Origin of the sequence: Bartonella sp. TP, from assembly GCF_030406085.1 — a bacterium.
GTDB lineage: Bacteria > Pseudomonadota > Alphaproteobacteria > Rhizobiales > Rhizobiaceae > CALTWN01.
Genome location: NZ_CP129002.1, coordinates 56701 through 78650, shown reverse-complemented (window position 1 = coordinate 78650; position 21950 = coordinate 56701). Strand labels below are relative to the sequence as shown.

Here is a 21950-nt window from a genome sequence, read left to right as displayed (position 1 = left end):
TGTATTTTTTATATAATATGTTTAAATAACACTTTCGCTATAATAACATAAAGGAAATTATTTATGAAGCATGTTATTAACACGGATAGGGCTGAGCTAACCTCGCTAAAGGCTTTATATTTTATTTCTAAAGATGAAAAGGAAACGGCAAAATTTTTTGAAACAACAGGCCTTAATCCTGTTGATGCGCGCCAGGCTTTAAAAATCCCTGGTTTTTTGGCTAGTATAATAGAGTATCTTATGGCAGATGAGAAATTGTTACTAGCTTTTTGTGCAGATGAAGGCATAAACCCAGAAAATATAGCTAAATATCATGCGCTCTTAGAAGAGGTGCAGCCTAGATAGCTATGCAGCTGGATGAGTTATTTTGCTCTAATTGTTTGACTATTCAAGCAGAGCAAAATTTTTATTGCGAAAAATGCCATAGCACTCGTTTATTGTCTTATACAACACTTGCACAATTAGAAATTGCCCATATAGATTGTGACGCTTTCTATGCCTCTGTAGAAAAACGCGATAATCCGGCATTAACAAACCAGCCAGTAATTATTTCGGACTCTGTAAAAGGCGTAGTAGCGACAGCTTGCTATATAGCCAGAAAATTTGGCATTCGGTCTGCTATGCCTGTTGCCAAAGCGCTACAGCTATGCCCAAATCTTATTATTATTAAACCGAATATGCAAAAATATGCTGCTATTTCTGTTGCGTTATCTTCTTTGTTAAGTGAGCTTACACCTTTGGTTGAGAAAGCTTCGATAGATGAATTTTTTTTAGATTTTCAGGGTACGCAAAAGCTTCATAAGCAACCAGCAGCTATAAAGCTACTAGAATATCAAAAAAAGATAGAAGCCGAATTTTCGTTGTCGGCGTCTATAGGTGTTTCTTATTGCAAATTTTTAAGCAAGCTAGCCTCGGATATGAAAAAACCAAATGGTTTTTTTATTATCAATAAAGAGGAAGCAAAAAATCTGATAGCGCCGATCTCTGTTACTAAAATACATGGTGTTGGCGAAGAATTGGCAAAAAAATTCTTACTAGATAAGCTACACACAATCAGCGATATACAAAAACTAAACCAACCAGACTTTATCAAAAAATATAAATCCACTGGCCAGCGAATTTATGATTTTGCCCAGGGGATAGACGACAGGACGGTTACTCCACAAAAAAACGTAAAATCTGTTTCCAAAGAAACTAGTTTCTATAGCTGTATAAACGACCCTGCGCGAATTTCTTATGAGCTTTACCAATTGAGTGAACAATTATCAGCAAAACTGAAAAAGCATAAATTATGCGGTAGTACGATAGTTTTAAAAATTCGTCCGCAGCGTCAGAAAAATATAAGCAAATGCCATAGCCTTAGCTATAAAACGAACTTAGCCAGCACTATATTTGAGACAGCGCTTTTTTTGCTAAAAAGCATAAAACCAAATTATTCGATAAGATTATTGGGCATTACTATGCGGCATTTGCATGAAAATTGTAGCAGTGAAGAACGAGACTTACTGGACAGTAAAATACGAAAAAATGCCGCTTTAGAAGAAGCTTTAGATTTAATCAAAGATAAATTTGGCTCACAATGCATTCATAAAGCGCAATTAATAAAAAAGGCGGAAGGGTAACACCTTTCGCCTTAAATTGAGTAAAATCTTTGCCAAATATTAGCTAGAAACTGCGCCTGCAGGTGCTGGATTCGTTACTTCAGGTGCTGGAGGCGGCGTTGGGCTAGAAGCCTCTGGCTTTACCGTGGTAGTAGATTCCATCGGTGCAATCGTTACCGTGCTGCTGGCAGCAGGGTTTGTACTATTAACAGGTGCTGGTACTGTATCTATGGTAGTAGTTGTCGTTTTAACGTCCTTAGTTACTACTGGCGCGCCGTCCATAGTGATAGCGTCTTTAGTCACTGCTGGTACGCCGTCTACAGTAGTCGTATCTGTATTTGCGCTAGCCACTGGGTGGTGCATGAATGATCCAAGCAAGCTTACTAGTAACCATAATGCTGCTACAAAACCGAGGAAGCCCAGTAGGGCACGCACTGCGGCACTTGAGCGTTTCTCGTTTTTCGTGACTGCGTCATCTGCATGAATGTCGACCATAGGGTCGTTATTAGAGCGTATTCTTTCCATCTGGTAGTTCCCCTTATCTTCCTTATAATGTAACTTTTATTGCTGTAGTTTTATGTTACAGAAACGCCAAAGCTTGTTTAAGGTTCCATAAGGTACAGCAGATTATTAATTACTCATTATGATTCTTATTAATCGGGGCCTGATAGGTAAATCCCATATCCCAAGGAAAATAAATCCAAGTATCTTGGCTTACCTCAGTTACATAAGTATCAACTAGGGGCTTGCCTTGGGGCTTTGAGTAAATAGTGGCAAAATGCGCTTTTGGCAATATTTCTTTTACGGCCGCAAAAGTTTTACCCGTATCAGTAAGGTCATCTATTACGATAATACTCTCACCGCCTTTTTGGCGCAATTCAGGGCAAACATTTTTTAAAATCGTTAGGTCCGTTTGTTTGTTATATTCATGGTAAGAAGCTATGCACAAAGTGTCGATAGTTCTAATACCAAGTTCTCTGCATATAATAGCCGCGGGTACCAGCCCGCCGCGTGTAACAGCAACAATGGCTTGCCAGTCTGTTCTAATTTCTGCTAAGCGCCATGAAAGAGCTCTAGAGTCACGGTGAAACTGGTCCCAGCTTACACAAAAAGCTTTTTCTGATATTGTCATTGCAAATTTCCTTTAGCCTTTAAAAATTAAGCTATTGTAACGAATAGACAAGGAAATTGCAAATAAGAAGAAACAGCCATACTATTAAGATAGTATGGTGAGCGCGCAGGGATTCGAACCCTGGACCTACTGATTAAAAGTCAGTTGCTCTACCGACTGAGCTACGCGCTCTTAAGAAAACTTAAAAACTGCAACGATACATACGATGCTATTTAAGAAAGGTCAACAGTTTTTTTTAAATATTTTGTTAAAAAATATATTTTTTAGTTTATATTAGGCAAAATGAACTTAACGGAGGTAACTTTGAGCCTATCAATCTGGAGCGTATTTCTGGCAGGTATTTTGTCTTTTCTTTCACCCTGTGTGCTACCTTTGGTACCGCCTTATTTATGTTATATGAGCGGTTTAAGCGTAGAAGATTTGCAGCAGAGCCGCAAACAAAACATGCTTAAAATTTTAACCCAGGCCATGGCTTTTGTGTTAGGCTTTACCACTATATTCGTAATTCTAGGCGCAAGCGCTACAAGCTTGGGAACATTGCTGAATAGTTATAGGCATCTTTTTGTAGTTGCTTCTGGCATAATTATTATTTTAATGGGCATAAATTTTCTGGGTCTTTTACGGATTAACCTCTTTTCTCGTGAGTTTAGATTCTATAGCAATATTACAAAAGCTAGTCTTTGGAGCGCATATTTCATGGGGTTAGCTTTCGCCTTTGGCTGGACACCATGCATTGGGCCGGTTTTGGGTTCTGTATTAAGTTTGGCAAGTCAAAAACAAACGCTTTGGCAGGGGGCAAGCTTACTGTGTATTTATTCGGCTGGGCTTGGATTGCCATTTCTGTTGGCCGCATTATTCTCTAAGGTCTTTATGGCGTTTTTAATTAAATTTACTAAACATTTAGGATATGTAGAAAAACTTATTGGCATATTGTTAATAATTGTGGGTGTGTTATTTATAACAGGAAAAATGCAATCATTATAATAGATCATGGAGTGCGATTATGGCAGCTAAATGCCTGTGTATAATTTTAGCCGCCGGTGAGGGCACCAGAATGCGCTCATCTTTGCCTAAAGTTCTACATAAAATAGCAAATTTGCCTATGGTCTGCCATGTTATTGAGACATTAGCACAAATAGCAGTTGAGAAAATACTTGTTGTGCTTGGTAATAAGGCTGAACTGGTAAAAGAGGCGATTGCTAGCTTTGTAGCTGAACGACATGACGATTTGGCAATAGACTATGTGGTACAAAAAGAAAGGCTAGGTACGGCGCATGCTGTATTGGCCTGTAGCGAAGAATTGGCGAAGCAATATGAGCATGTTTTGATCGTCTTTGGCGATACGCCACTTATCGAAGCGGAATATTTGGAACGTGCTAATGCGATGTTAGACCAGGGCATAGATATAGCTGTTTTTGGCTTTCGTACGGGAAAGCCAGAAGGTTATGGCCGACTTATTGAAATAGAAGGGAAATTAACAGAAATAATAGAAGAAAAAGACGCCAGCGTAGAACAAAAGCAAATAAATTTTTGCAATGGCGGCTTAATGGCCCTAAGCGGTAGGCAAGCATTAGCTCTGCTTGAAGAGGTAAATAATAACAATAATAATCGTGAGTTTTACCTAACAGATATTATAAAAATAGCCAAAAGTAAGAATCTCACCGTAACTTCAATAGAAGTGCCGTTGGATAATGTAATGGGCGTAAACAACGCAGAGCAATTGGCGGCCGCCGATGCTGTTTGGCAACAACGTAAAAGAGCAGCTTTTTTGGCAAAGGGTGTAAGTTTGCAAATGCCAGAGACTATATATTTTAGCTACAATACCCAAATTGAGCCAGGCGCTTGCGTAGAGCCCTATGTTTATTTTGGCCCCGATGTATATGTGGCGGCTAATGCCTCTATCCATGCTTTTAGCTATCTAGAGGGTGCACAAATAAGTAACGGCGCTAAAATTGGGCCTTTTGCTAGGTTGCGCAGCGGTAGCAATATTGGTGAGGATGTAAAAATTGGCAATTTTTGTGAAGTAAAAAATTCACACATTGACGCCGGGGCAAAGCTTAACCACTTATCTTATATAGGCGATGCAATAATTGGTGCAAAAACTAATATAGGAGCAGGTGTGATAACATGTAATTATGACGGACAAAATAAATGGCAAACAATAATTGAGCCAGGCGTTTTTGTTGGGTCTAATTCGTCTTTAGTTGCGCCGATAATTATAAAAAACGGCGCCTATATCGGCTCTGGCAGTGTAATAACAGAAGATGTAGCGCCTAATGCTTTGGCTATAGCAAGAGCGCGGCAAGTAAATAAAGACAATTATGCAATTACACTGCGGCAACGTAGCGAAAAAATAATAAAGCAAGGGGTATGATATGTGCGGAATAATTGGCATTGCAAGTGAAAAGACTGTATCCGCTAGGCTTATCGAAGGCTTGAAGCGTTTGGAATATCGCGGATATGATTCGGCTGGTATAGCTATTGCCGCGAATGGAGATTTGCAACGATTACGTGCCGAGGGAAAAATTATAAATTTAGAGCAAAAGCTACGCGCTCACCCGATTGAAGGAAAGGTAGGCATTGGCCATACTAGATGGGCAACCCATGGCGCCCCAATAGAGCAAAATGCTCACCCACATATGAATGATGTTGTAGCAGTAGTGCATAATGGTATTATAGAAAACTTCAATGAAATAAAAATACAATTACAGCAGCAAGGTTATGTTTTTGAGACAGACACCGATACAGAAATATTGGTGCATCTTATAACTGGGCAATTAAAACAGGGCAAGGGCCCAAAAGAGGCAGTTTTAAATATAATAAAGCAGCTCCATGGCGCGTTTGCCATAGCTATAATTTTTAAAGATTATGATAATTTATTGCTAGCTGCAAGGCAGGGCCCCCCCCTAGCACTTGGCTATGGCGATGGTGAGCATTTCGTAGGCTCAGATGCGATAGCGCTAGCGCCGTTTACCCACCGCATAAGCTATTTAGAAGATGGCGATATTGCTTTGGTTACAGCACAAAAGGTAGAAATTTTTAATGAGCAGGGGGCGCCAGTTTCGCGCCAAATAGTCAATAGCGATGTCGCTTCTTTTATGATTTCTAAAGGGAACCACCGGCATTTCATGAAAAAAGAAATGTACGAGCAAGCAGAGACTGTATCCCATAGCCTGTCTTACTACATAGATTTTTATGCTGCTAAGCTAAAAAAGCAAGCAAAAAGCCCAGATTGGAAAAATGTAGAGCTTATATCTTTTTCTGGTTGCGGCACGGCTTTTTATGCTACTTTAGTTGCTAAATATTGGTTCGAGAAATATGCAAGAATAAGCGTTGATAATGATGTTGCCTCAGAATTTAGGTATCGCGATATCCCTTTTCGCAAAAATACGCTTGCTATCTTTGTTTCGCAATCCGGTGAAACGGCAGACAGCTTGGCTTCGTTGCGTTATTGCAAAGCTCATGGTGTGCAGAGTCTAAGCGTAGTGAACGTGGCTGGCTCTAGCATGGCACGCGAATCGGACTATGTTTTTTCTACTCTATGCGGGCCGGAAATCGGCGTAGCCTCGACAAAAGCATTTACCAGCCAATTGGCCGTGTTGTTAACCATGGCTATCAGTGCTGGCTATGAACGAGGCGTATTAACAGAAGATGATTTTAAAGAAGCGCTGCATGCGCTCGAAAGTTTGCCTGCTTTTATAAATCAGGCTTTAAAGTGCGATACGCTTATTCAAAAATTTTGCAAAGATTTAGCTCAGTCGCAAAATGTACTTTATTTAGGCCGTGGCTCTATGTACCCTATTGCATTGGAAGGCGCGCTAAAACTCAAGGAATTGTCTTATATTCATGCAGAAGGCTATGCGGCAGGCGAATTAAAACATGGGCCAATCGCTCTGATTGACGAATATATGCCAATTATTGTCGTTGCGCCATCTGATCAATGGTTTGAAAAAACCATGTCAAATGTCCAAGAAGTAGTTGCTCGTGGTGGGCCTGTGCTATTGCTCACAGACCAACAGGGCTATGAAAATTCTGCTTTGCCGAATAATGACGCAATAATATTGCCTGCTGTTCCGCAAATGATAGCGCCTATTGTCTATGCTATACCTATACAATTAATAGCATACCATACTGCAGTATTTCTTGGTACCGACGTGGATCAACCAAGAAATCTAGCCAAATCTGTTACAGTTGAATAGCAATAGCTAGGGCTGAATGGTTTTTAGCGCTTTTTCTAGATGATATAAATGCAATAAATTATTTAAGGGATGCGAGGCTTTAGCTCTGATTTCCTCTAGAGAGATTTTGGCTATTTGGTCGCGTGCCATTTGCAGTAATTTTGCATCTGTAGCTAAATTTGCTATTAAAAAACTTGGCAGCCCCGATTGTTTGGTGCCAAAAATCTCGCCTTCTCCGCGCAGAGTCAAATCTTGCTCTGCTATAAAAAATCCGTCATTAGTCTCAACCATAATATCCAACCGTTTAATCGCAATAGCGGATATTGGTGGCCTATATAATAATACGCAGCTTGATTTTTTATCTGAGCGACCAACGCGCCCACGTAGCTGGTGCAATTGCGCAAGTCCAAATCTATCGGCATGTTCTATGATTATTATTGAAGCATCTTTGATATCTATGCCAACCTCAATTACCGTAGTGGCTACCAATAGCTGCGTTTCGCCAGTAGCAAAGCTTGACATAATTGTTTCTTTATCTTGTGGTGGCGTTTTACCATGCAACAGGGCTACTTTACTACCGAAGCGCTGCAATAAATTTTCAAATCTAGCCGTAGCCGATATTAAATCGCTACTGGCTGTTTCTTCTATTAATGGGCAAATCCAATAAATTTTCTCGCCTTTTTGTAGCGCTACCTCGATTCTACTCAATAAATTACTCAATTTATCGCTACTTAATTTCACAGTAGTTATAATTTGTCTATTTGCTGGCTTTTCTACAATCTTTGAAACATCTATATCGCCAAAAGCAGTCAATACTAATGTTCTAGGTATCGGCGTTGCTGTCATTATCAATAGATTTGGTATATGGCTTTTGGCCAAAAGCTGCATACGTTGCTCAACCCCAAAGCGATGCTGCTCATCTATTACGCTAAAGCTCAGATTTTTAAAACTAACATTAGGCTGTAATATAGCATGGGTAGCTATACAAATTGCTGCCTTGCCAGTAGCTAAATCATGCAGTTTTTTCTGTTTTTCTGCTTTTTTCTCTCTGCCTGTTAGCAATATAGTTTGCATGCCCAGTGGCTGTAGTAGGTTATTTATATAATTGAAATGTTGTCGGGCTAAAATTTCTGTAGGTACCATTAGCGCCGCTTGTAGCCCAGCATTTGCTATATGCGCCATAGCTAGTGTCGCCACAATGGTTTTGCCGCACCCTACATCGCCTTGCAAGAGGCGCGTCATTGGCTTTGGCATGCTTAAATCTTGTAAAATATCTAGCAGGCAGGCTTCTTGGTCTTTGGTAAGGCGAAATGGTAATTTTGCTTTTAACCCCACAGGGCTGTCTTTGTTAATGCGCCAATAGGGAGGAAATTTTGTTGTATATTGACTACGCAAAAGCCGCAAGGCTAGCTGATGCGCTAGCAATTCATCATATGCCAGGCGCTGCCGATATTGGTCTAAAAGCTGTGATGTAGCTGGTTTATGAATCTGTATCAAGGCTTCTTTGTAGGCTGGTAATTTAATAGATGGGTCGATCCACTCATCCAAAGCAGGTATTTTCGCAAGGGCTTGCCCCATAGCTTTTTGCAGAGTCTTATTTGAAAGCCCTGCCGTAAGCGGATAAATTGGTTCAATAACTGGCAATCGATCTTTTTCTGCTATATCTAGCACATAATCAGGGTGCGACATTGTTAACTCCCCGCGATAGAGGGTAATTGTGCCCGAGATTATAATCTTACGTCCTGGATAAAATTGTTGTCTTAGCCATTTAACATTTGGCGTAAAATAAATTAGCGTTAAGCTGCCGGTGCCGTCACTACATATTATTCTATGGGGTATAAATTTTTTATTTTCTGGTGCCCAATTAGTTTGCTGTACAACTAATGCCAGGGTGCAAATTTTATTTTCTATAGCGTCTTTTATTGGGATTTCAAAACTACGATCTACATAATTTCGCGGCATAAAATGTAAAAAATCAACTATACGCGCGTCGCTTTTACCATTATATTTAGCAATCAACAAAGTAAGTAATTTAGCGGTTTGTTGCCCAATGCCAGCTAAGTTGTCTAAAGGTGCGAATAAACTATCTAATATAAAATTACGCATAAACTGGTGGAGTAATCCAATGGATATGTTGAAAAAGCAAATAAGCTAAAACGCTAGCTAATATGGTTAAAAATAAATTTCGCGTTGGATAGCCAACTAAAAAAGCTATTATACAGGCAGGCAAGGCGGCAGGCAGGTTGAACATGGTTTTTACTTGATCGCTTATTACCTCATTTGCAATAATGGTAGACATTATTGCTGGGGGAATAAATAATAGAAGCTTGCTTATGAATTCTGGCAATTCTCGCTTGGCCAAAAGTAGCACTGGCAAACACCGTATTAGTCCGGTAGCTATTGAAACACTGATGATATCTAAAACAATATTGTTTTGCATAAAATCGCCTTAACCTTTGCTGTTTTTATAATGAGTTAAAATCTTATAAAAAATCACCCCAATCACAGCACTTATCAACGAAGTTAAGATAACTATAAAATTTTTATTTACATGCTTGTGTAAAATTATGATGCAAATAATAGCTGCTACTATTACCACAAAATCAGTTAGTTTCGTGTAGCTGGCCTGCAACGACAATATTAATAACCCCGCAAACATACCTACTAAGCTAAAGCTTAGCGCATCATTGGCCCAAACAGGAATCGAAGCGCTTAAAAAAGCCCCTGTCATAGTTGCAATAATCCAGTTAAGCCAAGCAGTAAGATTTAAGCCCAACAACCAGTAAAACGGCAAGTTATTGTTATTTTTTTTTGCATATTGCAGAGCTACACCAAAGGTTTCATCGGTAATTAAGAGGCTACCAATAAGTTTTTCTGCCAAGGTGGTGTGTTTAAAAAATTTTGCTAAATATGCATTTGTTAGCAAATAGCGTAAATTAATAAAAGCTGTAGAAAAAGTCAGCTGCCAAATATCGGCATGGGTTACTAGAAGCGAATAAAAAACTAATTGTGCAGAAGCAGCATAGAGAAAAATAGCCAAGCCCGCTATTTGCCACATGCTAAGCCCAGTTACCACACCTAGAGCTCCGCATGGCAATGCCACAGCCCAATAGCCCAGGATTGTTGGCAAGCAAGCCTTGCATCCTGCTTTAAAATTTTCATAATCGGATACAGAAGCTGGCGCTGCCATGGGAAACCCAAATAAATTTAATTTTGCTAATTATAATGGATATATTAAATTATGCAAAAGATAAATATACTTTTAGAAATTTTTATAGTATTTTCCCACGAGGTTGGGTTGATTGCGTGAGGTAAACATTATGGAAAATAATTGGACAGCAAGACAAAAAAGGCTACTGTTTCGCGCGCAGCATCGTGGTATGAAAGAAATGGACATTATACTAGGCAGCTATGCTAAGCAAAATTTAAGCCTGCTAAGCGATAGCCAAATGGACGAGCTAGAGCATATAATGTCTTTTGAAGATAGAGAGCTTTTTAATTGCTTTATCGGCGAGTGTTGTGTATCGCCAGAGTTAAACACGCCTTTATTTCACGATATTTTAAGCTTTAGCAAAAGATTAAGGTAGGGATGTAACTTGCTAGAAATAAAGAAATATTTAACTGATGGTACCAAAAATTTTCGCATAGATTCCGTACAAGATGGCAGCGCAGCTTTTATCTTGGCAGAGCTGGCAATGCAAGATAAATTAAAGCGTCCTATTCTTTACATCACACGCGATAATGTCGAGCTAGATAATCTTGCCTATAATTTAAAATTTACCTTGCCAGCGGCTACCGTTTTACTTTTTCCGGCGTGGGACTGTTTGCCCTATGACCGAGTCTCGCCCAGCTCTGCCATTACCGCACAGCGCTTAGCCAGCTTAGCAATTTTATGCCAAGGAGTTAATGCTACGACGCCATTAATTGTTTTGACAACAGCCAGCGCTGTTATGCAAAATCTTATGCCGCGCGCCAGCTTGGCCAATCAATTGGCTCCACTCGTAGCTGGCCATGAATGTAATATGGAGCAGCTTATAGTAAAATTGCAACAGGGTGGCTATCAACGCGTGGACATTGTGAGTGATAATGGTGAATTTGCAGTACGCGGCGGCTTGCTGGACATTTTTATTGCTGGCTACACCAATCCTGTGCGGCTAGATTTTTTTGGTAATCAGCTAGAATCCATCCGCAATTTTGATAAAACTAGCCAAAAAACTATAAATAATGAAGCTAGCATTTTGCTATATCCGATGAGCGAAATTTGCTTGGAGCCAGAAAATATAGCTAATTTCCGCAGCTCTTATATCAAAAATTTTGGGGTTTCACGCAATAGCGACCCGCTATATGAAGCTGTTTCTGAGCAAAGGCGCTTCAGCGGCATGGAGCATTGGCTGCCTTTATTTTATACAGAAACAGAAAATTTATTTTCCTATATGCCAGGCGCACTGATAGTCTTAGATCATTTAGTGCCAGAAGCAATAATAGAATATTACAAATTAGTTAATGATTATTATGAAGCACGCCATACGCAGCACACAGAGCAAAAAACACAAGATTTACCCTATAATCCTTTATCTCCGCAAGCGCTATATTTAAGTGAGGCAGAAGTTTCAAGCCTAATCGCTGCTGGCCATCAACGAATAGATTTTAGCTCTTTTCGACTCGAGGATGAGTTATCTGCGGTGCCGATATTACATACAAATATCGGGTTGGGCAAAAATTTTATTAAAGAGCGTAAAACGCCAAATGTGAATCTATTTGAAACTGTAGTGGATTATATTGCTGCCGAGCGTAGTAGCGGCAAAAAATTGCTAGTAACCAGCTGGACAAAAGGCTCCCAAGAAAAATTGCTAGAATCCCTATACGATCATGGGTTAGAAAAAATCACTCCTATAGAGCAGATGATTGAGTTTAAAGAGCTACAGGCTGGCCATATCGGCGCCACTTCGCTACGTGTTGAACATGGTTTTGTCTATGAAAATAAAATCATATTAACCGAGCAAGATATTTTAGGCGATAGATTAATTCGCCAGCCTGCTCGCAAGCGTCGCCAGTCAGACTATATTGCCAATGCCAATGCAATTGCCCCGGGTGACATTGTGGTTCATATCAATCATGGTATTGGGCGGTTTATCGGCCTTAAGACTATTTCCGCCCTGGGAGTTTTGCATGATTGTTTAGAGTTACATTATGCGAGTGAAGGTAAGTTATTTATACCAGTAGAAAATATCGAGCTATTGTCGCGTTATGGCGGAGATAGCAGCAATGTTGTGCTGGACAAATTGGGCGGGGTGGCTTGGCAAGCACGTAAAGCAAAGCTAAAAAAGCAGCTTTTAGCCATGGCAGGCGAGTTGATAGAGCTTGCAGCACAGCGGGCCATAAAAACTGCGCCAATTATGCTGCCGCAAGCTGGATTATATGACGAATTTGTCGCTAGATTTCCTTATGCAGAAACCGAAGACCAGCTGCGCACTATTGCACAGGTCTTAGAAGATTTAGGCTCTGGCAAGCCCATGGACAGATTAATTTGTGGGGATGTTGGCTTTGGAAAAACAGAGATTTGCCTGCGCGCTGCTTTTGTTGCAGCAGCAGCTGGATATCAAGTAGCTGTTGTAGTGCCCACCACTTTATTAGCCAGGCAGCATTATAAAACCTTTAAAGCGCGCTTTCAGGGCATGGCTTTAGAAATTGCCCAGGCGTCCCGGCTATGTGGGGCAAAAGAATTAAAGCGGGTTAGGGAAGATTTGGCGAATGGTAAAATAGATATAGTTATAGGCACTCATGCTTTGCTTAGTGATTCAATAAATTTTGCCAAACTTGGATTGTTAGTAATAGATGAAGAGCAGCATTTTGGGGTAAAACATAAGGAAAAGCTAAAGGAGCTAAAAACCGATATACATGTACTTACCTTGTCGGCCACACCAATACCACGCACTATGCAATTTGCCCTAATAGGCATAAGAGATTTGTCCTTGATAAGCTCGCCGCCGCGTGACAGGCTGGCAGTTAGAACTTTTGTCTCGCCTTTTGATAGTTTAGCGGTTCGCGAAACATTATTGCGCGAGCATTATCGGGGCGGGCAAAGCTTTTTTGTTTGCCCACGTATCGCTGATTTAACGCATATAGCGGAGTTTTTAACACAATATGTGCCAGAGGTAAAATTTGTTATTGCCCATGGGCAACTGCCGCCGTCTAAGTTAGATGATATTATGAATGCTTTTTACGATGGTAAATATGATATCTTGCTCTCTACCTCTATCGTCGAATCTGGCCTAGATATACCGCGAGCAAATACTATTATTGTGTATAGATCTGATATGTTTGGCTTAGCTGCTTTATATCAATTACGTGGCAGAGTAGGTCGGGCTAAGCAACGAGCCTATGCCTTATTTACTACTAAACATGGCAAATTGCTAACAGCAGATGTAGAAAAACGCCTTGGTATTTTACAATCTATCGAGGGCTTAGGCGGCGGTTTTCAGCTTGCGAGTCATGATATGGACATGCGCGGCGCTGGTAACTTATTGGGCGCGGAGCAATCTGGTCATATTAAAGAAGTTGGTTTTGAGTTATATCAGCAGATGCTAGAAGATGCCGTGGCGCAATTGCATAATCAAGAAAAAGAGATAGAAGAACAATGGTCACCGCAAATAAACATAGCTGCTTCTATTTTAATAGAAGAAGCCTATGTGCCAGATTTAAAATTGCGGCTTAATCTTTATAAGCGCTTATCGCAATTAGAAGGATTAGATGAAATTAACGCCTTTGCGGCAGAGCTAGTGGATAGATTTGGCCCAATGCCGCTAGAGGTGCAGAATTTGCTAAAGCTTACTCATTTAAAACAACTATGCAAAAACCTGAATGTAGAAAAATTGGATATTGGCGAAAAGGGCATGATTATACATTTCAAGAATAATTTTTTCTACAATGGCGCAGCTTTATTGCGGTTGCTAGCTAGCCTTGGTGCGCAAGCAAAACTACGCCAGGACCAAAGTATTTTCTTTGCCAATAATGTAGAGCAGGCTTACAAGCAGTTACCTTTTGCCACTAAGACAATGCTGCGCCTGGCGGAGCTATAAAAAGCATTTTACCACTATCCGCTTTTGCGCCATGCGGTAGGTTTTAACGGGGCAGGTTAGCAAATTTGTTGGCTTAGATGTCTGGCTTTCTTCGCGCGAAAAAACTATAGGTTCAACAAAAAGCTCTTGATTTTGCCAGCTAGGGCTAACAAAGATCTGTTGCTCTTTATTTGGGCTTATTATTTTTACTTCTTCCCCTAATTTTATATAGCCGTCCTGGCCAGTCGCGCTGTGCGCATTGTTGTTGGGGCTGGTTTTATAAATTATATGCGCTACTACTGATTGGTGCTTTTGTGCTAAAATCTTCTGGATCTTTTTGCTAATTTTTACATTAAGAAAAAAACTATTCTCGCTAGCGCTATAAGCGTTTTGACTATATAAAATAATTGCTAAAAAAATACAATATTTATAATTACTCATGGCTTATCTCGGAATTACGCAAGTTGTTTCGCCTTCAGGGCATTTTAGATAGCTTTGCAAAGTTTTAATGCGCTGCTGAATTAACTTTATTTGGCAATGAGTTTGTAGCGTAGAAGCTATTGTGGCGTCGCTTGGGCTAGCCAACTTACATTCATAATTTTTATAAGTTTGCCAACCTCTTTGCGCTTGCTTAAAGTTAGCTTGGCGCTCTGGATGGTCGGCAAGGCGCTTGACTATTTGCTCGCTTAAAAGACGCAGCTGGGTTTCTTGATTATTATAATCAATCGCTGCACATTCGTCCATCATGCTTTGCGTTTTTGGATTGTCGCACTCCGTGCCTAAATTTTCAGCGGCAAAAACTGGGCTCAATTGTACCATTAGTGCGGTTAAGCCCAATAAAATATTACGTTTTATTTGCATATCGAAATCCTTTAGAAAAAAATACTTTAATCTCACTATAAAATAGGTTATTAAATAATAAAACTTATTAAGCTGAGGAAAGTTACATGCGTTATCAAAAAAAATATTTACCGTTAGTATCTGCGGCCATTGTCTATAGTTGCGCTATAATTTCAAATAGTGCCTATGCAAATAATGTTGACAGCTGGGCCAGAGTTTGCCGCGACCAAGATGGCAGCAAGGTTTGCAATACTATAAGTGATGTGGTGACAGATTATGGGCAACCTTTAACGATTGTAAATTTAGTTGAAACGCAAAAAGATAAAAAAATGTTGATAACCGTTCCAACCGGTCGACATATACCAGAAGGTGTAAGTATTCAAATTGGTAAGGGCGAGGTAAAAAAGCTAGATTATAGTTTTTGTTTAGGTGCCATATGTATAGCAGAAGGCGTATTGAATGATGATATTATTAATTCAATGAAGAGTGGTGACAAGCTCAGGATTATTTCTGTGAATTATCAAGGCTCTTCAAACCCAATTGATGTACCGCTAAAAGGTTTTTCTGCAGCTTATAAATCCAAAGGAATTACCGAGGCGCAGTTTGATGAAATGCGTAGTAAAAGAGCACAAGCTGCTGGCATGCTACAAGCGCAAGAAGATGAAAAATTATTAAAAGCTCAGCAGGCTGCCAAAAAAGGTAGTTAGCTAAAGTAATCTATGCAAAAGGGCCAAGAGCTTTTTGCTTGGCGCTAGGCCCTCGCGCATGAAATTACTTCTTAGCGTTTTGTTATTATGTAATAATTCGAATCCCAAAAAGCGCATTATTTGCCAGAGCAGAATATTTGAGCTCAAGCTGTTGTTTAATAACGCTACAGCCATGGCTCTGGCTTTTATATCGGCTTTACGATTTTTTGTATAATCTATAGCTATTTTTGCTATATCTGGTTCATGCTCGATAAAGTTATATAAAGCCTCAATATCGCGCAAGCTTAAATTCAACCCTTGCGCGCCAATAGGGGGAAAAGAATGAGCTGCCTCGCCAATTAGTAAAACAGAATGCTTTACTAATTCATTGGCGATAAGGCTACTCAGGGGCCAAGCCTGCAACTCTGTTTCGAGTTTTATTGCCCCTAGCATAGCATGCATTTTTTCTTGCAAATATTTTTCTAAATCTTCCTTTTCTAGCTTTTGGATTGCTGCGGCGTTTTCTGCTGCTACGGTCCAGATTAAACTAGATTTTTTGCCGATTAACGGTACCTGGGTAAATGGGCCCTGATCTGTATGTATTTCGGTAGAAATATTATCATGCTCATATTCATGAGTAAAGCTTGTTACAAAAGCAACTTGGTTGTGGGATGTTATAGAGGTTTTGATATTTAAGGCCTGCCGCGTTACCGAGTTTTTCCCATCAGCCGCAATAAACAATTTTGCTCTTATAATTTGGCCATTTTCCAAATATCCTGCAGCCTTATCAAAATCATAAGAGATTACATTAGATTCCAAAACAGTTATTGCAGAATTGCTAGAAATAGCGCGGGCTAGGGTATTATTTAAAATCTCGTTGGGTATATTATAGCCAAAAGCTTTTTCGCCTATTTCTGCTGCGGTAAAAAATATTTCACGGCTACGCAGTGGGCGATTTGTCTCATCAATTATGCGCATGGCTTGCAAAGGCGCTGCAAATGGCTCTAATTCTTGCCAGAGTTGCAATTGCTGCAAAAATCTGATGCCTGGCATCATTATGGCTGTTGTTCTTTTGTCAATTACCCTTGCTGATTTTCCAACAATGCAACTAGGGGTAGATTTTTTGGCCAATGCTAAAGCAGCTAACATTCCCACTGGGCCTTTGCCGATAATGGCAATATTGATGTTGATATCCGACATTTTTTATGAATCTTAGATTATTTTAAGCGCTATAGTGCAATTTTATATTTGTATAATAACGTAAATATGTTAAATGTAAATTAAGCTTTTATTTACAAAACCAAGGAGTCGTAATGAGCAATATAGAACCCTCGAGTCAGGTAAAAAGAATTACTATGCCTCAGCTACTTGCTTTTACTGTGCATTTATTTACAGCCACAGGTTCTATTTTTGCTTTTTTATCTCTAACGGAAGCAAGCTGTAAAAACTGGATGGTTAGTTTTGCTTGGCTAGGGTTGGCTTTATTTGTCGACGGGGTAGATGGCCCTGTAGCCCGGCATTTAAAGGTAAAATATGTTTTGCCAAATTGGTCGGGCGAACTTCTGGATAATATAATTGACTATGTGGCTTATGTTCTTATCCCAGCCTTTATTGTTTATAATAGCGGCCTGCTAAATCATACGCTTTCTTATATCTCTGCGCTGATTATTGTTATTTCTAGCGCTGTTTATTACGCGGATATGGGCATGAAAACTAAAGAAAATTTCTTCAAGGGCTTTCCCGTTGTTTGGAATATGCTGGTATTTTCGTTATTTATCATTGCGCCCAATCAGTGGGTAAGCTTTATATGTATTATAACTTCAGCCTTGGTTTCTTTTTTGCCTATATATTTTCTGCATCCAGTGCGGGTAGAGCGCTTGCGCAGCATTAATTTGCCTATATTTTTACTTTGGTGTGGGCTGGGCGTTTTAGCGCTATTTTATCAATTACATCCCCCTTTATGGTTACGCATAGGGGTTGCTGTTACTGGCATTTATTTATATATCATAGGTGGCATTATGCAATTTTTTCCTCGTCTGGGGCTAAGGTAAAGCTGGGCCATGGCTAGAAAAATATTAGATTTTGGCGGCAATGATGACATTATCTTTACTCTAGAGAATAATGTTGTTTTTATCTTGCTTAATAGGGAAAAGCTGCTTAATGCTATTAATGATAATATAGCTATAGCTTTATTTGAAGCATTAAAGGCATTTGAAGTAGATGATTCTATTGTAGCTGTCGTTATTGAGGGGGCAGGGCGCGCTTTTTGCTCTGGTGGTGATGTAGTAGCGGCTTATCACAAGGGCAAAGCTGGTGCACCAGCGTATGATTTTTTTCGCATAGAATATTTATTCAACATTTATTTAAATAATTACAAAAAACCTTATATTGCACTATTAGACGGCTTAGTAATGGGCGGCGGTGCTGGCATGTCTGCTTATGGAAAATATCGCATAGTTACAGAAAATACCGTTTTTGCTATGCCAGAAGCAAATATTGGCTTTTTTACCGATATTGGCGCTGCGTATTTTTTGCAAAGTACAAATCTTAGTCTACGTCTATATTTATGCCTAACTGGTGCTCGTATAGATTGGGGTGACTGTCTTTATATTGGTTTTGGAACCCACTGCATTGAATCGCAACATTTACCACAAATCAAAACAGCTTTGGTGCAAAATCTTGCTGGGCTGCGTTGGCAAAAAACAGCGAGTAATGCAGAGATTTTTGCTAAAATAGATAAATTACTACAGGCTTATATATTTCCTGTTGCCTCTAAAATCACCAAGCATTTAGATGTGATTGAGCGCTGTTTTAATAAACCGAGCTTAGATCTATGTTTAGCAGAATTGTATCTTTGCTCGCAGCAAGGCAGTGAATTTGCCACTGCCAGCTTAAAAATGCTTGGGCCTTTATCTAGCTTAAGTCTTAAGGTAATTTATAAGCATGTGACCGAAGCTAATGATATTTCGCTAGAAAATTGTATGAAAATGGAATATCGTATAACTAGCAATATGCTAAAAAGCCATGATTTTTATGAAGGCATAAGGGCGGCGCTGATTGATAAGGATAAAGCGCCAAAATGGAAATATAATGATATCTCGCAAATCCCAGCACAAGAGGTTGATGAATATTTTTTACCCCAAAATGATGAATTATGGTAGGAGACATGATGTTAACAAATCTATTGAAGTTTGAGAAGGCCTATCTTTATTTTTTGCGCAGCTTGGCAATTTTGGTAATTTTAAAATCTGCTATTTTTTGGCTGCATCTTTTGCAATTTTCTATGCTGCGTATTTATGAAACTCCTGCTTTTGCAAAAATTGTTGCTGCGCAAATAGTTTTCGCTGCAATCTATCCTATCATAGCGGTAGGCTTATGGATGAGTGCTAGCTGGGGCGTAATTCTATGGTTATTAACGGCATTGTTTGAGGCCTGCGCCTTTGGCTTTCACTTTACTGCCTTTTCTGCAAATCCACATATTACCGCAATGGACTGCGTGCTAATTTTTTTATTTATATTATTCAACTTATTTTTCTTACGCCATGATAAAGCTGCCCAAAATTAACATATTCATAGCTGCGCTAAGTTTATTTCTCTGCCAAAACCTAGTTTTTGCCCAAGGCCATTTAGATCCATCGGTCTTGAGTGAGCTGTTGTCGGCTAATAACCAGATGCCATATGTGCAAGATTTTGACTATAGCGAAAAACACGCGAGTGCTGTTCCTTTATTTAGCAATATTAATATTGAAAATATGCGCAAACTCATAAAGAAATATCAAACTATTGTAGCTTCTGGTGGCTGGCCAACTTTGCCAAGCACTGCTGGGGTGCTGCAAATTGGTAGCACTGGCTTTAATATCCGATTGCTACGTCAACGCTTGATTCTTTCGGGTGATTTATCGGCACAAACTGATTTGGGTGATTATTTTGGCTCTTATTTTAAATTGGCAGTACAAAATTTTCAACAACGCTGCGGTCTTCCCGTAACTGGTATAGTAGATGAGCTAACCAGACAAACGCTTAATATAAGCGCGCAGACTCGCTTGCATCAACTTCAATTAAATTTGCAGCGATTATTACAAAAAAAAGCTCTTATTCAGGCGCAGCCGCGTTATGTTTGCGTTAACATTCCTGGCTTGAAAATAGAGGCGGTAGAAAATGGTAAAATCATACAATATCACAAGGCTGTGGTTGGTAAATTAAGTAGAAAAACGCCAATCTTAGACTCTAATATTTATCAAGTAATTTTAAATCCATATTGGAGCATTCCAAGCTCTATAGCTCGTAGAGATCTATTGCCGATATTAAAGCGCGAGCCTAATTATTTAACTAATAATCACATAATTGTTTATGATGCAAAAGGGCAGCCTTTAGACAACAAACTTATTAACTGGAATATTGTTGATATTGGCCATTTGAGGTTTCGGCAAGAACCAGGACAAGAAAATGCCATGTCTTCTACAAAAATCAATTTTTATAATAATTATGATGTATATATGCATGATACACCAGAGCAGGCAGCCTTTAATAGTTTAATCCGCTTTGACTCCTCTGGCTGTGTAAGAGTACATAATATACGTGATTTAGATGTGTGGTTATTAAAAAACACGGCTGGCTGGCCAAGAGCTAGGCTAGAACAAGTTATAGCTAGTAGAAAAAACTATGTTGTAAATTTAAAAGATAGAGTAGGCGTGCATTTTGTGTATATAACAGCTTGGGCACAGGATGAGAGTACAGCTAATTTTCGTAATGATGTTTATGGATTTGACAATTTAGCGGTAGCTAATTAACGCCTATTTAAAGAGGTACGGATGCATAAAAGTGCAAAACGTATATTTATTACTATATTTTGCTTAATTCTGCTTTCGCTTGCATTATTGGGAATAAATTTTCTTGCCAATGGTTTTTATGAAGCTCGTTTTTACCTGCCAGAGGCTTATTATAAGCAGTTAAATACCGTTCTTACTATTCCAAATGACTATGGCGACGAGCCAAGCTTATGGCGTAGCGCACCTGGCTTTATTGATGAATTTTTGCCGGGACATAGCTTAAGTGAGCTCTTTACTAACTATTCCACTATACGCTCTTCTTCTGGCTGGGTAATTATTACAGTCTATGCAAAAACTAACAGTGCCATCAGCGATTTAAATAAACTTATTAATTTACAATATAAAGATATATCCAGCACAAAAAATTCAGTAAAATTACAAAAAATAGCGGAAGAACTAAAATCGATAGAAAAACAGATTGAAGCTTTAAAAGATAATTTAATAAATAATAGTTCAACCAATCAAATAATAGAGCGCCAAGCAGCAGATAAATACATAGAAGCTTTTATTACCGCCGCTCAATCCCAAGAAATACTGCGTTACGTCCAAGCTAACGGTGCCAGTCTTGAGCTACCCATCATTGCACATGACCCAGAGATAAAGCGCCTAATTTTTCTAAAACATTGCGCCGAGGTAAGGCTGCTGCAGCTCAATGCTGCAGGCCGCGGCGCATGTTCTGAAGCAAAAACCATAGGCCAGCAGAAAATAGCTCTGGAACAAAAAATCATTGCACAGACTAAGGCTATTATCACTCGCTTAAAAAGCCAAGCTCAGCTAGACCAAGCTATGGAGCAGCATTTAAAAAGGTTTTTGGGCGAAAAAACTAAAAGCTCCACTAACAGCGTCACCAATTTTAAGCAATTAGAAAATTTGTTGCAACAGAAATTACAGTTACGCCTAGAGCAACAATCGCTTAATAATGAAGCAGATGTAAATAATATGATAATAGTAAGGGTACATCCGCAAATCCCATATATCTGGTTGTTGCTTTTATTATTTCTTGTGTTGTTAATATTATCAGCCATACCTTTTATTTATAAAAAATTTGACAAAAAAATGCTACAGGGCCGAAAAACTGATAATATAGATTTAAGCGAATTGGCACAGCTTATTGCCGGTAGGCCCCATGGTGCAGTAGCTTTTTTTGCTCAGCAGGCGGAGTCCGCAGCGGCAAAATTCATTATGTATCTACGAAAAGTCATTGGTTTAAAGCTACGCATAGTCTTGCTAGATTTTTCTGGTAGAGTAATACATAAATATACGGATAATAAAAAAGGTATAAAAGATGCGCTGGCAGATGATATTGATCTTTCGCAAATAATTTATCACGACAGCACTATAGATATAGATATCATAATGGCAGATGGCATTGGCGAGTTAGATACAACAGAAAAACGCCAGCGTTTTCGCCATATTATGGTAAATTGCTATCAAAATTATGATCTAATCATTTACTCTGTAAGTGAGGAGGTAGAGGTGCCTATAAATAGTTTCTTGCCTAAAGATGCAACTATTGTGGTAGTCTGCTCGGCTTTTGATGCTTATGATGCCAAGAATTGGGCAAAAGTGCTGCGCAGTGTTGGTTTTCGACTCATTCATTTTTTAAAATTAGCGTAAGAGGGTAGG

General features: G+C 39.3%; 21 protein-coding genes and 1 tRNA gene. 13 read left to right on the top strand and 9 right to left on the bottom strand.

Translation table 11 applies throughout. The features are described from left to right. Positions 1–63 precede the first annotated feature (63 nt). Together QVL57_RS00410 and QVL57_RS00405 are read left to right on the top strand one after the other, a co-directional pair. On the top strand, positions 64–345 hold the full coding sequence (locus QVL57_RS00410; RefSeq protein WP_290076565.1) for a DUF3572 family protein: 282 nt from the start codon (positions 64–66) through the stop codon (positions 343–345). A gap of 2 nt (positions 346–347) precedes the next feature. After that, positions 348–1622, top strand: a complete 1275-nt coding sequence (locus QVL57_RS00405) for a DNA polymerase IV (RefSeq protein WP_290076563.1) — start codon at positions 348–350, stop codon at positions 1620–1622. 39 nt (positions 1623–1661) lie between these two features. Here QVL57_RS00405 and QVL57_RS00400 read toward each other — a convergent pair whose 3' ends face one another. From QVL57_RS00400 to QVL57_RS00390, 3 genes are all read right to left on the bottom strand, one after another. Continuing rightward, positions 1662–2126 carry a hypothetical protein gene (locus QVL57_RS00400; RefSeq protein WP_290076561.1) on the bottom strand — a complete coding sequence of 155 codons (465 nt, stop codon included), beginning with the start codon at positions 2124–2126 and terminating at the stop codon, positions 1662–1664. A gap of 109 nt (positions 2127–2235) precedes the next feature. Then, complete coding sequence (gpt, locus tag QVL57_RS00395) at positions 2236–2733, bottom strand: xanthine phosphoribosyltransferase (protein WP_290076559.1); 498 nt, start codon at positions 2731–2733, stop codon at positions 2236–2238. Between the two features lie 95 nt (positions 2734–2828). Continuing rightward, positions 2829–2904 (bottom strand) — tRNA-Lys (locus QVL57_RS00390). Positions 2905–3015: 111 nt separating this feature from the next. Between QVL57_RS00390 and QVL57_RS00385 the strand changes: the two genes are divergently transcribed. Genes QVL57_RS00385 through glmS form a run of 3 tightly spaced genes read left to right on the top strand, consistent with a single transcriptional unit; the run spans position 3016 to position 6932 of the window. Further along, positions 3016–3717, top strand: a complete 702-nt coding sequence (locus tag QVL57_RS00385; RefSeq protein WP_290076557.1) for a cytochrome c biogenesis CcdA family protein — start codon at positions 3016–3018, stop codon at positions 3715–3717. Positions 3718–3736: 19 nt separating this feature from the next. Beyond that, entirely contained in the window at positions 3737–5107 is a 1371-nt protein-coding gene (gene glmU / locus QVL57_RS00380; protein ID WP_290076555.1) for a bifunctional UDP-N-acetylglucosamine diphosphorylase/glucosamine-1-phosphate N-acetyltransferase GlmU, read from the top strand. A 1-nt stretch (position 5108) separates the two neighbouring features. Then, positions 5109–6932, top strand: a complete 1824-nt coding sequence (gene glmS, locus QVL57_RS00375) for a glutamine--fructose-6-phosphate transaminase (isomerizing) (RefSeq protein ID WP_290076553.1) — start codon at positions 5109–5111, stop codon at positions 6930–6932. 6 nt (positions 6933–6938) lie between these two features. Here the strand turns inward: glmS and recG are convergent, their stop codons facing one another. From recG to QVL57_RS00360, 3 genes are read right to left on the bottom strand one after another with little or no spacing between them, the layout of a single operon-like run. Further along, positions 6939–9017 (bottom strand): ATP-dependent DNA helicase RecG, encoded by a 2079-nt coding sequence (recG, locus tag QVL57_RS00370; protein ID WP_290076552.1) that lies wholly within the window; start codon positions 9015–9017, stop codon positions 6939–6941. Next, a complete protein-coding gene (locus QVL57_RS00365) occupies positions 9010–9351 on the bottom strand; it encodes an AzlD domain-containing protein (RefSeq protein ID WP_290076549.1) in 342 nt (113 codons plus the stop codon). The genes recG and QVL57_RS00365 overlap by 8 nt, the downstream gene beginning before the upstream one ends. 9 nt (positions 9352–9360) lie before the next feature. Further along, positions 9361–10101, bottom strand: coding sequence for an AzlC family ABC transporter permease (locus tag QVL57_RS00360; protein WP_290076546.1), 741 nt, complete (start codon positions 10099–10101; stop codon positions 9361–9363). A gap of 130 nt (positions 10102–10231) precedes the next feature. Here QVL57_RS00360 and QVL57_RS00355 point away from each other — a divergent pair, with 130 nt between their 5' ends. After that, positions 10232–10498: a succinate dehydrogenase assembly factor 2 gene (locus QVL57_RS00355; RefSeq protein ID WP_290076543.1), complete on the top strand. Its 267-nt coding sequence runs from the start codon at positions 10232–10234 to the stop codon at positions 10496–10498. A 9-nt stretch (positions 10499–10507) separates the two neighbouring features. Next, on the top strand, positions 10508–13990 hold the full coding sequence (gene mfd, locus QVL57_RS00350; protein WP_290076541.1) for a transcription-repair coupling factor: 3483 nt from the start codon (positions 10508–10510) through the stop codon (positions 13988–13990). Here the strand turns inward: mfd and QVL57_RS00345 are convergent. Both QVL57_RS00345 and QVL57_RS00340 read right to left on the bottom strand, forming a co-directional pair. Further along, on the bottom strand, positions 13985–14410 hold the full coding sequence (locus QVL57_RS00345) for a hypothetical protein (RefSeq protein WP_290076539.1): 426 nt from the start codon (positions 14408–14410) through the stop codon (positions 13985–13987). The genes mfd and QVL57_RS00345 overlap by 6 nt on opposite strands. Positions 14411–14413: 3 nt before the next feature. After that, a complete protein-coding gene (locus QVL57_RS00340) occupies positions 14414–14830 on the bottom strand; it encodes a lysozyme inhibitor LprI family protein (RefSeq protein ID WP_290076537.1) in 417 nt (138 codons plus the stop codon). Positions 14831–14916: 86 nt separating this feature from the next. Between QVL57_RS00340 and QVL57_RS00335 the strand changes: the two genes are divergently transcribed. Continuing rightward, on the top strand, positions 14917–15516 hold the full coding sequence (locus tag QVL57_RS00335; RefSeq protein WP_290076534.1) for an invasion associated locus B family protein: 600 nt from the start codon (positions 14917–14919) through the stop codon (positions 15514–15516). Here QVL57_RS00335 and QVL57_RS00330 read toward each other — a convergent pair whose 3' ends face one another. After that, positions 15517–16695, bottom strand: coding sequence for an FAD-dependent monooxygenase (locus QVL57_RS00330; RefSeq protein ID WP_290076532.1), 1179 nt, complete (start codon positions 16693–16695; stop codon positions 15517–15519). 113 nt (positions 16696–16808) lie between these two features. Here QVL57_RS00330 and pcsA point away from each other — a divergent pair, with 113 nt between their 5' ends. The 5 genes from pcsA (at position 16809) to QVL57_RS00305 (ending at position 21941) form a co-directional block, all read left to right on the top strand. Further along, on the top strand, positions 16809–17546 hold the full coding sequence (gene pcsA / locus QVL57_RS00325) for a phosphatidylcholine synthase (protein ID WP_290076530.1): 738 nt from the start codon (positions 16809–16811) through the stop codon (positions 17544–17546). Between the two features lie 9 nt (positions 17547–17555). Next, positions 17556–18656, top strand: a complete 1101-nt coding sequence (locus QVL57_RS00320) for a 3-hydroxyisobutyryl-CoA hydrolase (RefSeq protein ID WP_290076527.1) — start codon at positions 17556–17558, stop codon at positions 18654–18656. Between the two features lie 5 nt (positions 18657–18661). Then, on the top strand, positions 18662–19060 hold the full coding sequence (locus QVL57_RS00315; protein ID WP_290076526.1) for a DUF6163 family protein: 399 nt from the start codon (positions 18662–18664) through the stop codon (positions 19058–19060). A gap of 106 nt (positions 19061–19166) precedes the next feature. Further along, positions 19167–20285 carry a L,D-transpeptidase family protein gene (locus tag QVL57_RS00310; protein WP_290076523.1) on the top strand — a complete coding sequence of 373 codons (1119 nt, stop codon included), beginning with the start codon at positions 19167–19169 and terminating at the stop codon, positions 20283–20285. Positions 20286–20306: 21 nt separating this feature from the next. Then, entirely contained in the window at positions 20307–21941 is a 1635-nt protein-coding gene (locus tag QVL57_RS00305) for a hypothetical protein (RefSeq protein WP_290076521.1), read from the top strand. The last annotated feature ends 9 nt before the right edge of the window (positions 21942–21950 follow it).

Excerpts from the sequence above, each read along its gene's own strand:
- QVL57_RS00330 (WP_290076532.1), bottom strand. The coding sequence starts at position 16,695 with ATGTCGGATATCAACATCAATATTGCCATTATCGGCAAAGGCCCAGTG.
- QVL57_RS00335 (WP_290076534.1), top strand. The coding sequence starts at position 14,917 with ATGCGTTATCAAAAAAAATATTTACCGTTAGTATCTGCGGCCATTGTC.
- QVL57_RS00340 (WP_290076537.1), bottom strand. The coding sequence starts at position 14,830 with ATGCAAATAAAACGTAATATTTTATTGGGCTTAACCGCACTAATGGTA.
- QVL57_RS00345 (WP_290076539.1), bottom strand. The coding sequence starts at position 14,410 with ATGAGTAATTATAAATATTGTATTTTTTTAGCAATTATTTTATATAGT.
- gpt (WP_290076559.1), bottom strand. The coding sequence starts at position 2,733 with ATGACAATATCAGAAAAAGCTTTTTGTGTAAGCTGGGACCAGTTTCAC.
- recG (WP_290076552.1), bottom strand. The coding sequence starts at position 9,017 with ATGCGTAATTTTATATTAGATAGTTTATTCGCACCTTTAGACAACTTA.
- QVL57_RS00385 (WP_290076557.1), top strand. The coding sequence starts at position 3,016 with ATGAACTTAACGGAGGTAACTTTGAGCCTATCAATCTGGAGCGTATTT.
- QVL57_RS00400 (WP_290076561.1), bottom strand. The coding sequence starts at position 2,126 with ATGGAAAGAATACGCTCTAATAACGACCCTATGGTCGACATTCATGCA.
- pcsA (WP_290076530.1), top strand. The coding sequence starts at position 16,809 with ATGAGCAATATAGAACCCTCGAGTCAGGTAAAAAGAATTACTATGCCT.
- glmS (WP_290076553.1), top strand. The coding sequence starts at position 5,109 with ATGTGCGGAATAATTGGCATTGCAAGTGAAAAGACTGTATCCGCTAGG.
- QVL57_RS00305 (WP_290076521.1), top strand. The coding sequence starts at position 20,307 with ATGCATAAAAGTGCAAAACGTATATTTATTACTATATTTTGCTTAATT.
- QVL57_RS00360 (WP_290076546.1), bottom strand. The coding sequence starts at position 10,101 with ATGGCAGCGCCAGCTTCTGTATCCGATTATGAAAATTTTAAAGCAGGA.
- QVL57_RS00355 (WP_290076543.1), top strand. The coding sequence starts at position 10,232 with ATGGAAAATAATTGGACAGCAAGACAAAAAAGGCTACTGTTTCGCGCG.
- QVL57_RS00365 (WP_290076549.1), bottom strand. The coding sequence starts at position 9,351 with ATGCAAAACAATATTGTTTTAGATATCATCAGTGTTTCAATAGCTACC.
- QVL57_RS00315 (WP_290076526.1), top strand. The coding sequence starts at position 18,662 with ATGATGTTAACAAATCTATTGAAGTTTGAGAAGGCCTATCTTTATTTT.
- glmU (WP_290076555.1), top strand. The coding sequence starts at position 3,737 with ATGGCAGCTAAATGCCTGTGTATAATTTTAGCCGCCGGTGAGGGCACC.
- QVL57_RS00320 (WP_290076527.1), top strand. The coding sequence starts at position 17,556 with ATGGCTAGAAAAATATTAGATTTTGGCGGCAATGATGACATTATCTTT.
- QVL57_RS00410 (WP_290076565.1), top strand. The coding sequence starts at position 64 with ATGAAGCATGTTATTAACACGGATAGGGCTGAGCTAACCTCGCTAAAG.
- QVL57_RS00310 (WP_290076523.1), top strand. The coding sequence starts at position 19,167 with ATGCCATATGTGCAAGATTTTGACTATAGCGAAAAACACGCGAGTGCT.
- QVL57_RS00405 (WP_290076563.1), top strand. The coding sequence starts at position 348 with ATGCAGCTGGATGAGTTATTTTGCTCTAATTGTTTGACTATTCAAGCA.